Annotated in this window: 16 protein-coding genes; 13 read left to right on the plus strand and 3 right to left on the minus strand. The window is 61.8% G+C overall.

Annotated elements, in window-relative coordinates:
- Positions 1-73 precede the first annotated feature (73 nt).
- The 12 genes from ACPWR9_RS00165 to hemP all read left to right on the plus strand — a co-directional run bounded on the left by ACPWR9_RS00165 (position 74) and on the right by hemP (position 9,347).
- The gene (locus tag ACPWR9_RS00165; RefSeq protein ID WP_426312146.1) at positions 74-643 is read left to right on the plus strand and encodes a TIGR00645 family protein; all 570 of its coding nucleotides are present in this window, start codon (positions 74-76) and stop codon (positions 641-643) included.
- A 37-nt stretch (positions 644-680) separates the two neighbouring features.
- Positions 681-2,204: a fumarate hydratase gene (locus ACPWR9_RS00170; protein ID WP_426312147.1), complete on the plus strand. Its 1,524-nt coding sequence runs from the start codon at positions 681-683 to the stop codon at positions 2,202-2,204.
- A gap of 203 nt (positions 2,205-2,407) precedes the next feature.
- Positions 2,408-2,887: a bacterioferritin gene (gene bfr / locus ACPWR9_RS00175; RefSeq protein ID WP_150680297.1), complete on the plus strand. Its 480-nt coding sequence runs from the start codon at positions 2,408-2,410 to the stop codon at positions 2,885-2,887.
- A 102-nt stretch (positions 2,888-2,989) separates the two neighbouring features.
- Entirely contained in the window at positions 2,990-3,880 is an 891-nt protein-coding gene (gene murI, locus ACPWR9_RS00180; RefSeq protein WP_426312150.1) for a glutamate racemase, read from the plus strand.
- Positions 3,881-4,104: 224 nt separating this feature from the next.
- Complete coding sequence (locus tag ACPWR9_RS00185) at positions 4,105-4,371, plus strand: (2Fe-2S)-binding protein (RefSeq protein WP_426312152.1); 267 nt, start codon at positions 4,105-4,107, stop codon at positions 4,369-4,371.
- 417 nt (positions 4,372-4,788) lie between these two features.
- A complete protein-coding gene (locus ACPWR9_RS00190) occupies positions 4,789-5,490 on the plus strand; it encodes an energy transducer TonB (protein WP_426312154.1) in 702 nt (233 codons plus the stop codon).
- Positions 5,491-5,529: 39 nt separating this feature from the next.
- Entirely contained in the window at positions 5,530-6,270 is a 741-nt protein-coding gene (locus ACPWR9_RS00195) for a MotA/TolQ/ExbB proton channel family protein (protein WP_150680293.1), read from the plus strand.
- A 27-nt stretch (positions 6,271-6,297) separates the two neighbouring features.
- Complete coding sequence (locus ACPWR9_RS00200; RefSeq protein ID WP_426312155.1) at positions 6,298-6,720, plus strand: ExbD/TolR family protein; 423 nt, start codon at positions 6,298-6,300, stop codon at positions 6,718-6,720.
- 220 nt (positions 6,721-6,940) lie between these two features.
- Positions 6,941-7,831, plus strand: coding sequence for a pirin family protein (locus ACPWR9_RS00205; RefSeq protein ID WP_426312158.1), 891 nt, complete (start codon positions 6,941-6,943; stop codon positions 7,829-7,831).
- 94 nt (positions 7,832-7,925) lie between these two features.
- The gene (locus tag ACPWR9_RS00210; RefSeq protein ID WP_058377503.1) at positions 7,926-8,336 is read left to right on the plus strand and encodes an OsmC family protein; all 411 of its coding nucleotides are present in this window, start codon (positions 7,926-7,928) and stop codon (positions 8,334-8,336) included.
- Between the two features lie 105 nt (positions 8,337-8,441).
- The gene (locus ACPWR9_RS00215; protein WP_426312160.1) at positions 8,442-8,912 is read left to right on the plus strand and encodes an SRPBCC family protein; all 471 of its coding nucleotides are present in this window, start codon (positions 8,442-8,444) and stop codon (positions 8,910-8,912) included.
- A gap of 183 nt (positions 8,913-9,095) precedes the next feature.
- The gene (hemP, locus tag ACPWR9_RS00220; RefSeq protein ID WP_150680289.1) at positions 9,096-9,347 is read left to right on the plus strand and encodes a hemin uptake protein HemP; all 252 of its coding nucleotides are present in this window, start codon (positions 9,096-9,098) and stop codon (positions 9,345-9,347) included.
- Positions 9,348-9,705: 358 nt separating this feature from the next.
- On the opposite strand, the gene ACPWR9_RS00225 is transcribed toward hemP, so the two are convergent.
- The 3 genes from ACPWR9_RS00225 to ACPWR9_RS00235 form a co-directional block, all read right to left on the minus strand.
- A complete protein-coding gene (locus ACPWR9_RS00225) occupies positions 9,706-10,113 on the minus strand; it encodes a GlcG/HbpS family heme-binding protein (RefSeq protein WP_426312163.1) in 408 nt (135 codons plus the stop codon).
- Positions 10,114-10,261: 148 nt separating this feature from the next.
- On the minus strand, positions 10,262-11,053 hold the full coding sequence (locus ACPWR9_RS00230; RefSeq protein WP_426312166.1) for a YdcF family protein: 792 nt from the start codon (positions 11,051-11,053) through the stop codon (positions 10,262-10,264).
- Between the two features lie 119 nt (positions 11,054-11,172).
- Positions 11,173-11,661, minus strand: coding sequence for a Dps family protein (locus tag ACPWR9_RS00235; RefSeq protein ID WP_150680286.1), 489 nt, complete (start codon positions 11,659-11,661; stop codon positions 11,173-11,175).
- A 139-nt stretch (positions 11,662-11,800) separates the two neighbouring features.
- Between ACPWR9_RS00235 and ACPWR9_RS00240 the strand changes: the two genes are divergently transcribed.
- Positions 11,801-12,448 (plus strand): thiamine phosphate synthase, encoded by a 648-nt coding sequence (locus ACPWR9_RS00240; RefSeq protein ID WP_426312169.1) that lies wholly within the window; start codon positions 11,801-11,803, stop codon positions 12,446-12,448.
- Positions 12,449-12,452: the final 4 nt, after the last annotated feature.

Here is a 12,452-nt window from a genome sequence, read left to right on the forward strand (position 1 = left end):
TTGATGTTGATTTGATAAAAATGGCCTGCGGCTTCGGGCGCAGGCGAATGTCCCCCACTTCGTCAAGATTGCCATGTCGACTCCCGGCCGCCCCTCCGACGCGCCGATGCGCCCGCTGCCTCGCATCATTTTCTTCAGCCGCTGGCTGCAATTGCCGCTCTACCTCGGCCTGATCGCTGCGCAAGGCGTCTACGTCTATAAATTCCTCGCCGAACTCTGGCACCTCGTCACCCACGCAGCAAGCTTCGACGAAACGCAGATCATGCTCGTCGTGCTCGGCCTGATCGACGTGGTGATGATCTCGAACCTGCTCATCATGGTGATCATCGGCGGCTACGAGACCTTCGTCTCCCGCCTCGGCGTGGAAGGCCACCCCGACGAGCCCGAATGGCTCGATCACGTGAACGCCGGTGTCCTCAAGGTGAAACTCTCGATGGCGCTCATCAGCATCTCGTCGATCCACCTGCTCAAAACGTTTATCGATGCGGCGCAACAGACGCCGCACACGATCATGTGGCAAGTCGTTATCCACATCTCGTTCCTGCTTTCTGCCGTCGTGATGGCCGTGGTCAACAAAATGACCAACGACAGCCACGCCCCGGCATACGCTACCCCCCAAGCTGTACCCAATAACACCCACTAAATCCTCACCAAGTCCCCACTAAGTCGAGAGCCGTTTCATGTCTACCGTCATTAAAGAAGACGACGTCATTCAGAGCGTCGCCGGTGCCCTGCAATACATCAGCTACTACCATCCGGACGATTACATCCAAGCACTGGGCCGCGCCTACGAGGCCGAAGAAAGCCCCGCTGCCAAGGATGCCATCGCACAGATTCTGACCAACAGCCGCATGTGCGCCGAAGGCCGCCGCCCGCTGTGTCAGGACACCGGGATCGTGACGGTCTTCGTGAAGGTCGGCATGAACGTGCAGTGGGATGCCAAGCGCAGCCTCACCGACATGATCAACGAAGGCGTGCGTCAGGCTTACATGCACCCGGACAACGTGCTGCGCGCCTCGATCGTCGCCCCGCCCGAAGCCGGCCGTAAGAACACGAAGGACAACACGCCCGCCGTCATCCACTACGAAATCGTGGAAGGCGACAAGGTGGACATCACGGTCGCAGCCAAGGGCGGCGGCTCGGAAAACAAGTCGAAGTTCGTGATGCTCAACCCGTCCGATTCGATCGTCGACTGGGTGGTCAAGACCGTGCCGACGATGGGCGCCGGCTGGTGCCCGCCGGGCATGCTCGGCATCGGTATCGGCGGCACGGCCGAGAAAGCCATGGTGCTCGCCAAAGAATCGCTCATGGACCCGATCGACATTCATGACGTGATCAAGCGCGGCCCGCAAAACTGGAACGAAGAGCTGCGTATCGAGCTGTTCGAGAAGGTCAATGCACTGGGTATCGGCGCGCAAGGTCTCGGCGGTCTGGCCACCGTGCTGGACGTGAAGATTCTCGACTACCCGACGCACGCCGCGTCGAAGCCGGTCGCGATGATCCCGAACTGCGCCGCCACGCGTCACGCGCACTTCACGCTCGACGGCTCGGGCCCCTCGTTCCTCGCCGCCCCGTCGCTCGACGCCTGGCCGAACGTGCACTGGGCACCGAACACCGAGACGAGCAAGCGCGTCGACCTCGACACGCTCACGCCGGAAGAAGTCGCCAGCTGGAAGCCGGGTCAGACCCTGCTGCTCTCGGGCAAGATGCTCACGGGCCGCGACGCTGCCCACAAGCGCATCGCCGACATGATCGCCAAGGGCGAGCCGCTGCCGGTCGACTTCAATGGCCGTGCGATTTATTACGTCGGCCCGGTCGATCCGGTACGTGACGAAGTCGTCGGCCCGGCCGGTCCGACCACGTCCACGCGCATGGACAAGTTCACCGACATGATGCTGTCGAAGACGGGCCTCGCCGTCATGATCGGCAAGTCGGAACGTGGCCCGGCTGCGATTGAAGCCATCAAGAAGCACAAGGCTGCGTACCTGATGGCCGTGGGCGGCGCCGCCTACCTCGTGTCGAAGGCAATTCGCGCCGCACGCGTGCTGGCCTTCGAAGACCTGGGCATGGAAGCCATCTACGAATTCGACGTGAAGGACATGCCTGTCACCGTCGCCGTGGATGCCACCGGCGTGTCGGTGCACCAAACCGGCCCGAAGGAATGGCAAGCCAAGATCGGTAAGATTCCGGTCGCGGCGGAGTAATCCGGTTGTAGCGAAGTTGTAGGGAAAGGCCCGGCACTGTCCGGGCCTTTTTCTTGTGGAAGACGATGCAAAATCAACGCGAATGGATCGCGTTACCATTCGTGTCTCGGTTCACGAAAAGCCTTACAGGGCTTGGCTTTCGGCGGTTTTCAGGCTATCGTTCAACCGCTTGCAAATTGCACAACTGCATATAGGGATCCGAAATGAAAGGCGACAAGAAAGTCCTCGAACTCCTCAACGCTCAGCTCACCAACGAACTGACCGCGATCAACCAGTACTTTCTGCACGCCCGCATGTACAAACACTGGGGCCTCGACAAGCTCGGCAAGCACGAGTACGACGAGTCGATCGGTGAAATGAAGCACGCCGACAAGCTCATCGAGCGCATTTTCATGCTCGACGGCCTGCCCAACCTGCAAGACCTCCACAAGCTGCTCATCGGCGAGAACACGGAAGAAATTCTGGCTTGCGATCTGAAGCTCGAATACCTCTCGCAGAAGACCTGCAAGGAAGGCGTCGCCCACTGCGAAAGCGTGAAGGACTTCGTCTCGCGCGAAATCTTCAACGAAATTCTCCACGACACGGAAGAACACATCGACTGGCTGGAAACGCAGATCGAACTGATCGCCAAGGTCGGCCTGCAAAACTACCAACAGTCGGGCATGGCTTCGTTCGAAGACTGAACCACGTAAGACAAACGCACAAAGCCCGCAGGTCAACACCGCCCAACGGGCTTTGCGCTAGAATTTCGGGGCCGGCAATTTGCCGGCCCTTTTCTATTTGCCATGCCCTCCAACGCGCCGATTGGCGTCTTCGATTCCGGTCTCGGCGGCCTCTCGGTCCTCCAAGCCGTACGCGCCCTGCTCCCGCACGAGTCGCTGCTCTATGTGGCCGACTCCGCCTTCGCCCCCTACGGTGAACGCCCCGACGCCTTCATTGCCGAGCGCAGTCTCGCCATCGGACGCTGGCTGCGCGAGCGTGGTGCGAAAGCGTTCGTCGTCGCCTGCAACACGGCCACTGCACACGGCGTCGCTGCGCTGCGCGCCGACGCGTCGTGGCCGGTCGTGGGTGTGGAGCCTGGCATCAAGCCTGCCGCCACCGCATCGCGCAGCGGCGTGATCGGTGTGCTGGCAACGGCCGCCACGCTGCGCAGCGCACGCTTCGCCGACTTGCTCGCCCGTCACACGGCGCAAGGTCAGCGTTTTCTTTGCCAGCCGGGACACGGCCTCGTGGAACGCATCGAAGCGGGCGACGTCGACTCCCCTGCCGTCATGGCGTTGCTCGAACGCTACGTCGCACCGATGGTGGCGCAAGGGGCCGACACGCTGGTGTTGGGCTGCACGCACTACCCGTTTTTGATCCCGGCGATACAACAGCGCTTTGGCGGCGCGTTGACGCTCATCGACACCGGTGCCGCCATCGCGCGCCAATTGCAGCGCCGCCTCGAAACCGATGATCTGTGCGCACCGCGCACGCCCGGCGCGAGCGGCACGAGCGGCACGAGCGGCGACATGCAGTTGTTCACGACGGCTAACGTTCACGCGCTTCAGACGATGGCGGACCGCCTGCTGGTGAATCCGCCCGTCGCGCAGACCGTCGAAATCGGTCAAATTGACGGGGCCGTGTGGCCCGCAACCGACACGGCCATCAAAACCGACTCGGCACTCGCCAGTTGAACAGGGCGGCGGGCACCCGCCCGCCACAGCCCGCCAACGCCCACCCCATGGGCGTCTAGCCCAAATCTAAGCTACCCAACCTTCCTACGACGTCCAACTGTTTAGTCCGATTCAAACACCCGTATATCCATGTGCGTGCTATGGGATAGGGCATTGGGACTTGCAAATTCTGATCGCTTAAATAATAATTATTCTCATTAGTGTTACATTTTGACGTTTTCATCATGATCGTCTGTGTCTGCAAATCCGTCTCCGAGCGCCAGATCAAGGCCTGTCTCGACGCTGGCGCCACCTCGATGGAAGATCTTCAGATCGACCTCGGCGTAGCCCTATGCTGCGGCAAGTGCGGTCCGTACGTTCAAGAAATGGTCGCGGGTGCCTCGCCCTGCTGTGGCCGCTCGTGCGGTGGCTGCTGCCAGTCGGCCTGCGACGTCACCACCACGACCACGACCGAAGTCGTCGTCATGCAAGAACTCGCGTTGGCAGCGTAATGCAGCGCGCGACCCTCTGAATCTTCAGAGCGCGGTCGCGACTGTCACATGTCATCCGTTAGGATTTCGCCGTTGCGACACTGCGGTAAGTCGCGAAGGCAAGGGAGCCAGCCAGGCGTCTCGCATGCGATCACTCGCATCAGGCGGCCATGCGCCAGCCAGCGATTCGCGTCACCCCCGGAGGTGTCAAATGGAACTCCTGATTGGCTTTGTATCGACGTTATGCTTATCGTTCTTCCTGTTTCGAAGGTGAGTGCACGTCAGGCTGTCTGCTTCGCGCACTCGCTGTATTCGCCGACCGCGCCCCTTGGCGCGGTTTTCCTTTGATCGCACGTCCGGCCCATCCGAACCCCGAGTCCCGCACACCGCGCTTCACTCACCGTTCACCGCCGCAATTAGCGTACCCTAGCCGTTACCATGTCGACCGTGCCCCCTACGACCCTCGCGCTCATGCCGAGCCGCGATCCGTTGATGTCGCCGCGAGCTATCGCGGTCGCCACAGCGATCGTAGTCATCCATATTGCCGCCCTGATCGGGCTGTCGCAGTTGCGCAACGAGCCCGAGAAAGCCACGATCGAGCCGACGACGTTTACCGCCACGATCATTCCGCTCACGCCTGCCCCGACGCCGCCGCAACCCGCGCCGCCCAAGCCGCAGCCTGAACCGCCGAAGCCGAAGGTCGCGCCGCCGCCGCCCAAGCCGCGCGTGCAGCCGCAAAACGCCATTACGCAGAAGGCCGAGCCCGTCGCCCCGCCGCAAGCGCAAGTGGAACCCACGCAGAACGCTGCGCCGACGCCGCCTGCTCCGCCTGCGCCTACGCCAGCGCCCGCCCCGTCGGGTCCGATCGAAGGTCTGGCGGTGAAGTGCGAAGAGCCGCGCGTGGTCTATCCTACGCAATCACGACGCGTTGGCGAGGAAGGCACCGTCACGCTGCGTCTGGTGATCGACACGCGAGGTGTGGTGTCGAGCGCGAATGTGGTCAAGTCGAGCGGCTTCCCCCGTCTCGATCAGGCTGCCCGCACCGCCGCACTGGCGATGCGTTGTGCGCCCCCGATGCAAAACGGCCGCGCAGTGGAAGCTGCGGCGACCAAGCCATTTAATTTCAATCTGAACGATTAACGTAACGATTCACGAACTGGATCTCCCGAGGAACGCAAAATGCAAGAGTATGGTTTGAGCCACGTCTGGGCGCAGGGCGATTTCGTCACCCGTGCCATCGCGATCGTGTTGTTGGTGATGTCGGTGCTGTCCTGGACGGTCATCATCATCAAGGGCACGCAGATCTTCCGTCTGAGCCGCCTCACGCGCACGGCTGAACCGGATTTTTGGCACTCGGAAAACTTCACCGCCGGCCTGCAAAAGCTGGGCGAATCGTCGGGTAACAACAACCCGTTCCTCGCGCTGGCACTCGCCGGTCAAGACGCCGCCGAACACCACCGCCAAAGCCAGCCGCACCTGCACGACAAGATGGACGTGAGCGACTGGATCACCCGTGCCCTGAAGAACTCGGTGGACGACACTGTCTCGCGCCTGCAAAGCGGTCTGGCCTTGCTCGCTTCCATCGGCTCGACCTCGCCGTTCGTCGGCCTGTTCGGTACGGTGTGGGGTATTTATCACGCCCTGCTGGCCATCGGCGCATCGGGTCAGACGACCATCGACAAAGTGGCCGGCCCCGTGGGCGAAGCCCTGATCATGACGGCCTTCGGTCTGTTCGTCGCCATCCCGGCCGTGCTCGGCTACAACGCCCTGACGCGCGGCAATAAGGGTGTGGTCTCGAAGCTCAACCGTTTCGCCCACAGCCTGCACGCTTACTTCCTGACCGGCGCCAGCCTGCATTCGCCGCAATTCGCTAGCAACGTTACGCCGGTGCGCAAGTCCACCCCGGCCAGCGCCAGCTAAGCCGCCGTACGAGAGAAGGAGTTCGCCATGGCCATGGGGTCCTATAGCAGCGATGAAAGCGCCGATGACGGCATGATGAGCGAGATCAACATGACGCCGCTCGTCGACGTCATGCTGGTGCTGCTGATCATCTTCATCGTGACGCTGCCGGTGCTCAACCACGCCGTCAAGCTCGACCTGCCGCAGGCAAGCAGCCAACCGGAAGACACCAAGCCGGCCAAGATCGACTTGTCGATTCAGGCCGACGGCACGGTCTTCTGGGACAAGCAGCAAGTCGACGAGGCCACGTTGCACGCTCGTCTGCAACAAGCCGCCGAAGCGCAGCCGCAACCGGAACTGCACCTGTTCGCCGACAAGAACGTGCGTTACGAGAGCGTCGCCAAGGTGCTCGCCGATGCGCAGTCGGCCGGCGTCACCAAACTCGGCTTTGTGACGGAACCGGCGAAGTAACCACCCGGTCGATTCACGAATCGCTGAAACGAAAAGCGCGGTGTCCATCACCGCGCTTTTTTTCGTCTGTCGCACCCACTTCCGCTCGATTGTTCCAATCGGGTAACAATCCTTCCCCGCTTCCGGGCTACTCCCCGCCCCACTCGCCCCGATATAGTCTGCACATGACAACGGACTGATTGCGCCCTATGCGTATCAGCCCACACAGGAGAGCCCCCTCATGAGCACGACCCAAACCCGCCCGGTGGCCCGCGTCTTCACGGCTGCGCAAACGCAGGAAGGTGCCGGCTTTTACGTCAACCGTCCGTTCCCGACCCGCATGCTGATGGATTTCGATCCGTTCCTGCTGCTCGACGAAATGGGGCCGATGCAGGTCGAACCGGGTGAAGCCAAGGGCGCCCCCGATCACCCGCACCGTGGCTTCGAGACCGTGACGTATCTGCTCGCGGGCGAAATGGAACATCGTGACTCGCAAGGTCATGCGGGCAAGCTCACGCCCGGCGACGTGCAGTGGATGACGGCCGGTGCCGGTGTCATTCACTCCGAAATGCCGTCGAAGGCGTTTCAAGAGCGCGGCGGCGAGATGCACGGCTTCCAGCTTTGGGTGAACCTGCCGCGCGTGGACAAGATGATGACCCCGCGCTATCAGGAATTGCCTGCGGCCGGGATTCCGGTCGCTACCAGCGACGACGGCAAGGTGTCGGTCCGTGTGATCGCCGGTGAGGCGCTGGGCACGAAGGCGGCCATTGAGACCCGCACGCCGATTCTGTATCAGCACTTCACGTTGCAGCCGCAAGGCGTGGTCGAGCAAGCGGTACCGGCCGACTTCAACGTGTTCGCGTATGTGGTCGACGGTGAAGGCGAGTTCGGCCCCGAGGCAACGGCGGCCAAGAAGCATCAGATGGTCGTGTTCGGCAACGAGGGCGAAGGCGTCACCGTGCGCAACCACGGCGACACCCCGCTGTCGTTCCTGCTGATCGGTGGCAAGCCGCTGGGTGAGCCGGTCGCACGTTACGGCCCGTTCGTGATGAACACGGAAGGCGAGATTCGTCAGGCGATTCTCGACTTCCAGGCAGGTCGCATGGGCCACATTCCGGCAACCGGTGCCTGATCGACACGCGTGCATTGCACTTGCAGGACTGAATTGGGTCACAATGACACGCAAAGTGCGTTGTGACCCATGAGGCCGTCTAACAGGAGTTGTTATGAGCGCAGAAGCGATTGTCACTGCCCATCTGGGCGCCGCCGGATTCACCACGCGACTCTCGGATGGCAAGCACGAATGGATCGGCGATGAGCCCGCCTCGCTAGGCGGCGGTGACCTAGGTCCCATGCCATCCGCGCTGCTGCTCTCGAGCCTGGGTGCATGCACGTCGATCACGTTGCAGATGTATGCCCGCCGTAAAGAATGGCCGCTCAAGGAAGTGAAAGTCACGCTGGCCATGAATCCGGATGGCAAACCCGCAGCCGGGACGACGCAAATCACGCGCAAGATCGAGCTGGGCGGCGATCTGTCGGAAGAACAACGGCAGCGCCTCTTGGAAATCGCCAACGCGTGCCCAATTCACAAGGTGTTGTCGGGGACGATCGCTATCGACAGTTCGCTGATCGAGTAACGACGAGACGCCAAGACGGCTAACCGTCGATTGCCACAGCCCGCACCTACTCCGCCGGCCCGCCAAATTGGCGCGCTGGCGGTTATCGATTCAAGGGGAAAATTCTTGCAGTACGAACACCTGATCGAGGTCAACGACCTCCTGAACCCGCTGGCTTTTTCGCTCTCGCGTGAACAACTCTGGAACGGCCTCGTGCTGCGTGCTGAGCAACCGGCCAACTTCGTGCTGGGGCTCGACGAATGCATCGTGCATGAACGCACGGACGACACGTTGGTGCGCGAGCTTCGCTTCGGACAAGCCGTGGTGCACGATCGCGTGATCTTCGAGGCACTGCAATCGGTGCGCTATGAAACGGCGGCCACCGACCAGCACGCGGGCGGCACGCTCACGATGAAGATCGAGGAGCCGACGCCTACGCATTACTTCGTGCGGTTTATCTACAGCACCACGCTGCCCGAAGACGCCCCAAGCGCCGACACGCGGTATAGCGAGTTCGTGAAATCGGCCTATCGCGAGGCCGACATCGACACCATCGCGCACATCCGCGCCCTCGCCGAACAAGGCGCGCTCGACTAAGTCGCATGTGGCTTTCGGACGCATTAGCCCGAAACATCCGCCGGACGCACCTTCCTCGCGTCCGGCGTCTCTCGAAACCGCGCGAATCCAGAAAATCTATTGCCGACCTGAGAACAATAGTCAAATTCAAATATAAATGGGAATGATTCTCATTTAAGATTCTTCTCACAGTCAGACATACGGATGAGCCAGATGAGCGCAAGCCACACCACTGCACGCCAGACCACGCCCGCTACGGCGCCGCGCCGCACCTTGTCGGTGTCGCGTACGCAAGTGGCCAGCCCGGCAGCAGCGAAGCCGGCCAGCAACGCAACCGGCCGCGTCCTGACGAGCGACCATCTGCTGCAAGGCACGCAATGCGTGAACATCTTGCACAACGGCCAGACTTACCAACTGCGCGCTACGCGCTACGGCAAGTTGATCCTGACGAAGTAACCGAAGTTAGCCCTACCCTCAGTCAGTTGTAGGAATCAGCAGTACGAAGGCGAAGTAAAGAATTTTGGCGGTGGCTTGACCACGACCTTGCCGCCGCCTTCACCGAGTTTTGTGGGGACCACCTCGCCTAAGAGGTGTTTGGCAGTAGCCAGCGAACGCAACGCGATCCCATGTAGTTACGGCAAGCCCCTCTCTACCTGCGTTGCGCGCCAGCCAAGCCACTTTTTTGTCCAGCCACAAGGGTTTCATTGATGTTCTCCTCGTGGCCCAACCTGCCAAGCCTCAGGTTGCGGCCATCCGGCCTGACAAGCCTTTAACCCGCTCTCGCGAGCGGGTTTTCTTTTTGGTGCGGCGGAAATTACGCGCCGACAACCGCAGCGATACCGGCACGCGCAATCTGTGCGTCCTGCGCCGACTTCACGCCCGACACGCCCACCGCACCGATCACATTGCCGTCGACCACGATCGCCACGCCGCCTTCGAGCATCGCCGTGTTCGGCGCGCTCAGGAACGCGAAGCGGCCACCGTTGATCATCTCTTCGAACACACCGCTGTCGCGACGGCCCACGGCCGACGTCTGCGCCTTGCCCATCGACATCATCGCGGTGCTGGGGGCAGCACCGTCCATGCGATGCAGCGACAACGCGTGGCCGCCATCGTCGACGATCGTGATGCACACGTTCCAGCCGTTCGCCGTGGCTTCAGCCACCGCAGCGGCGTTGATCTTTTGTACGTCTTCAGCGGTCAGGACTGCCTTCGTCTTCATATGTCTCTCTCATTCAGGTGGGTGAACAAAGCAGAAAATCGGAGATCGCGTCGCGAAGCCTGGGTCAGGTTCATTGGATCAGGTTCATTGGGTCGGACCCATGTGAACTATGCCGTCGCTTCGTGACATCGGGCACACCGCAAGCGGCTCAGTGCCCTACGGCGATCGCCATCCACTCGCGCAGGGCAAAGCGCGTACTGCGCATGCCGTCGAGTGTCGGCCACCAGCCGGGAATGACCTCGGGATCGAGTGCGCGCTCGTTGCAGCACGGTGCGGGTACCACCGTGAGTCCAGCACGCACAAACTGATCGCGAGCGCGGCGCATATGCCAGGCGCTCGTGACCAGATACACGCGCGTGATACCGGAATTGGTCAGCATGCGCGCGCTAAAGATGGCGTTTTGCGCCGTGTTCAGCGATTGAGCCTCGGTCCAGCGGACCGGTACGCCGAATTCTTCGGAGAGCACCTGCGCCATCAGGCGGCCCTCTGCAATGGGAAAGCCCGACGGCGCACCGCCGGACACAAGAACCGGAAGTTGGGCATGCCGCGCAAGAAAAGCGCCGTAGCGCACGCGGGCAAGACTCACCGGATGCAAGTCGGCGCCATCGGGACGGCCGTATTCAGTCGCCCCGGCGCTGATACCACCGCCAAGAATGACCACCGCCTGCGGCAGTTGTGCAGCGGCTTCGGGCGACTGACGTGCGGCGTCGAGGGCTTTCACATCGACCGGCGTGCCAACGTCGAGCGAGCGTGTCAGCCGATCGCCAACCCAAGGCATCGCCTGAAGCCAAAGCGCCAATGCGGCCACCACGGCGAGTGTCTTACCCAGGCGCGGCCAGCGCCGCCAGCAAATAAGCGCAAGCGCCGCCAGCGCCAAAACGTTGGCGGGCGGCAAAAACAGACCCACAAGGAGGTTGCGGAAAAGCCAATCGGTAGGCATCCAGCGAGTGTACTGGACTGCCCAAGTGAGTGCACCCTTTCTCTATGACATTTCTCGTGCGATAGGGGTGACGATGGCACGCACCGGGAATCCGGCGCGTGCTGGGGTGAGTCCGCGCGTTATGCCAACAAACTGCGCAGCATCCACGCGTTCTTTTCGTGCAGTTGCATGCGCTGCGTGAGCAAGTCGGCAGTGGGCTCGTCCGAGGCGGCGTCTACCGTCGGGAAAATACCGCGCGCGGTGCGCGTCACGGCTTCCTGCCCTTCGACGAGCTGACGAATCATCTCTTCGGCGCTCGGCACACCTTCGGCTTCGGGAATCGACGACAGCTTCGCGAATTCCTTGTAAGTCCCCGGTGCCGGATAGCCCAGCGCACGAATCCGCTCGGCGATCTGATCGACGGCCAGCGCCAGTTCGTTGTACTGGCCTTCGAACATCAGATGCAATGTGTTGAACATCGGACCGGTGACGTTCCAGTGGAAGTTGTGCGTCTTCAGATACAGCGTGTACGTGTCGGCGAGCAGATGATTCAGCCCTTCGACGATGCGCTTACGATCCTTCTCGCTAATGCCAATGTTCACGGTGGCGACGTTGTTTTTCTTTGCCATGATGACTCCGTTCGTTTGATTCACTAGGGTTACCCACATCGTGGTGCGATGCGAGGCACACTATTGGTGTGATGCGGCATTGCGATTAATGTTCCGGTTACACTGCCGCATGCCTGCCGACCTTGCCCGATTCCTGTCGATGTCCAGCCTGTCCAGCGCAACAAGCGCTGCCGACGCCACGCTTCCCCGTCAGCTTCTGGTGACACCGGAAGTCACCTCCGTTGCACAGATCGCCTCGTTTGCGTCCCTGCTCGCGCAGGCGCTCGCACGTGGCATCCGTCTCGTGCAACTGCGTAACCGCTCGCTCGATGCGGATGGTTACCGTGCGCTCGCAGAGTCTGCGTTAGCCCTGACGCATGCCGCAGGCGCGCAGTTGCTGCTCAATCCGCGCGCCGACGTCGCCGACCTTTGGCTCGATGCCGCGAACGGCCTGCATGCAGATACTGTCCCGCACGCCGATGGCTGGCACCTGACCAGCGCGCGGCTACTGGCATCCGATACACGGCCCGCTGGATGGAAACTCGTGAGCGCCGCCTGTCACGACGCGGCGCAACTCGCGCAAGCCGACCACATCGGCGTCGACTTCGTAACGCTCTCGCCGGTGCTCGCCACTGCAACACATCCCGATGCCACGCCGCTGGGCTGGCCTGCGTTCTCTGCACTCGCAGCACAAACTACCCTGCCCGTCTTCGCTCTCGGCGGCATGCGCGCCGAGACGCTAAACACCGCGCGTAACGCCGGTGCCCACGGCGTCGCCGCGATTCGCGCGTTCTGGCCAGCGGATTGAGGGC

The sequence above is a fragment of the Pandoraea pneumonica genome (genome assembly GCF_049918595.1).
GTDB lineage: Bacteria > Pseudomonadota > Gammaproteobacteria > Burkholderiales > Burkholderiaceae > Pandoraea > Pandoraea pneumonica_A.

What these genes read in the sequence shown, in the direction of transcription:
- ACPWR9_RS00165 (WP_426312146.1), top strand. Translation starts at nt 74, where the DNA reads ATGTCGACTCCCGGCCGCCCCTCCGACGCGCCGATGCGCCCGCTGCCT.
- ACPWR9_RS00170 (WP_426312147.1), top strand. Translation starts at nt 681, where the DNA reads ATGTCTACCGTCATTAAAGAAGACGACGTCATTCAGAGCGTCGCCGGT.
- bfr (WP_150680297.1), top strand. Translation starts at nt 2,408, where the DNA reads ATGAAAGGCGACAAGAAAGTCCTCGAACTCCTCAACGCTCAGCTCACC.
- murI (WP_426312150.1), top strand. Translation starts at nt 2,990, where the DNA reads ATGCCCTCCAACGCGCCGATTGGCGTCTTCGATTCCGGTCTCGGCGGC.
- ACPWR9_RS00185 (WP_426312152.1), top strand. Translation starts at nt 4,105, where the DNA reads ATGATCGTCTGTGTCTGCAAATCCGTCTCCGAGCGCCAGATCAAGGCC.
- ACPWR9_RS00190 (WP_426312154.1), top strand. Translation starts at nt 4,789, where the DNA reads ATGTCGACCGTGCCCCCTACGACCCTCGCGCTCATGCCGAGCCGCGAT.
- ACPWR9_RS00195 (WP_150680293.1), top strand. Translation starts at nt 5,530, where the DNA reads ATGCAAGAGTATGGTTTGAGCCACGTCTGGGCGCAGGGCGATTTCGTC.
- ACPWR9_RS00200 (WP_426312155.1), top strand. Translation starts at nt 6,298, where the DNA reads ATGGCCATGGGGTCCTATAGCAGCGATGAAAGCGCCGATGACGGCATG.
- ACPWR9_RS00205 (WP_426312158.1), top strand. Translation starts at nt 6,941, where the DNA reads ATGAGCACGACCCAAACCCGCCCGGTGGCCCGCGTCTTCACGGCTGCG.
- ACPWR9_RS00210 (WP_058377503.1), top strand. Translation starts at nt 7,926, where the DNA reads ATGAGCGCAGAAGCGATTGTCACTGCCCATCTGGGCGCCGCCGGATTC.
- hemP (WP_150680289.1), top strand. Translation starts at nt 9,096, where the DNA reads ATGAGCCAGATGAGCGCAAGCCACACCACTGCACGCCAGACCACGCCC.
- ACPWR9_RS00225 (WP_426312163.1), bottom strand. Translation starts at nt 10,113, where the DNA reads ATGAAGACGAAGGCAGTCCTGACCGCTGAAGACGTACAAAAGATCAAC.
- ACPWR9_RS00230 (WP_426312166.1), bottom strand. Translation starts at nt 11,053, where the DNA reads ATGCCTACCGATTGGCTTTTCCGCAACCTCCTTGTGGGTCTGTTTTTG.
- ACPWR9_RS00235 (WP_150680286.1), bottom strand. Translation starts at nt 11,661, where the DNA reads ATGGCAAAGAAAAACAACGTCGCCACCGTGAACATTGGCATTAGCGAG.
- ACPWR9_RS00240 (WP_426312169.1), top strand. Translation starts at nt 11,801, where the DNA reads ATGTCCAGCCTGTCCAGCGCAACAAGCGCTGCCGACGCCACGCTTCCC.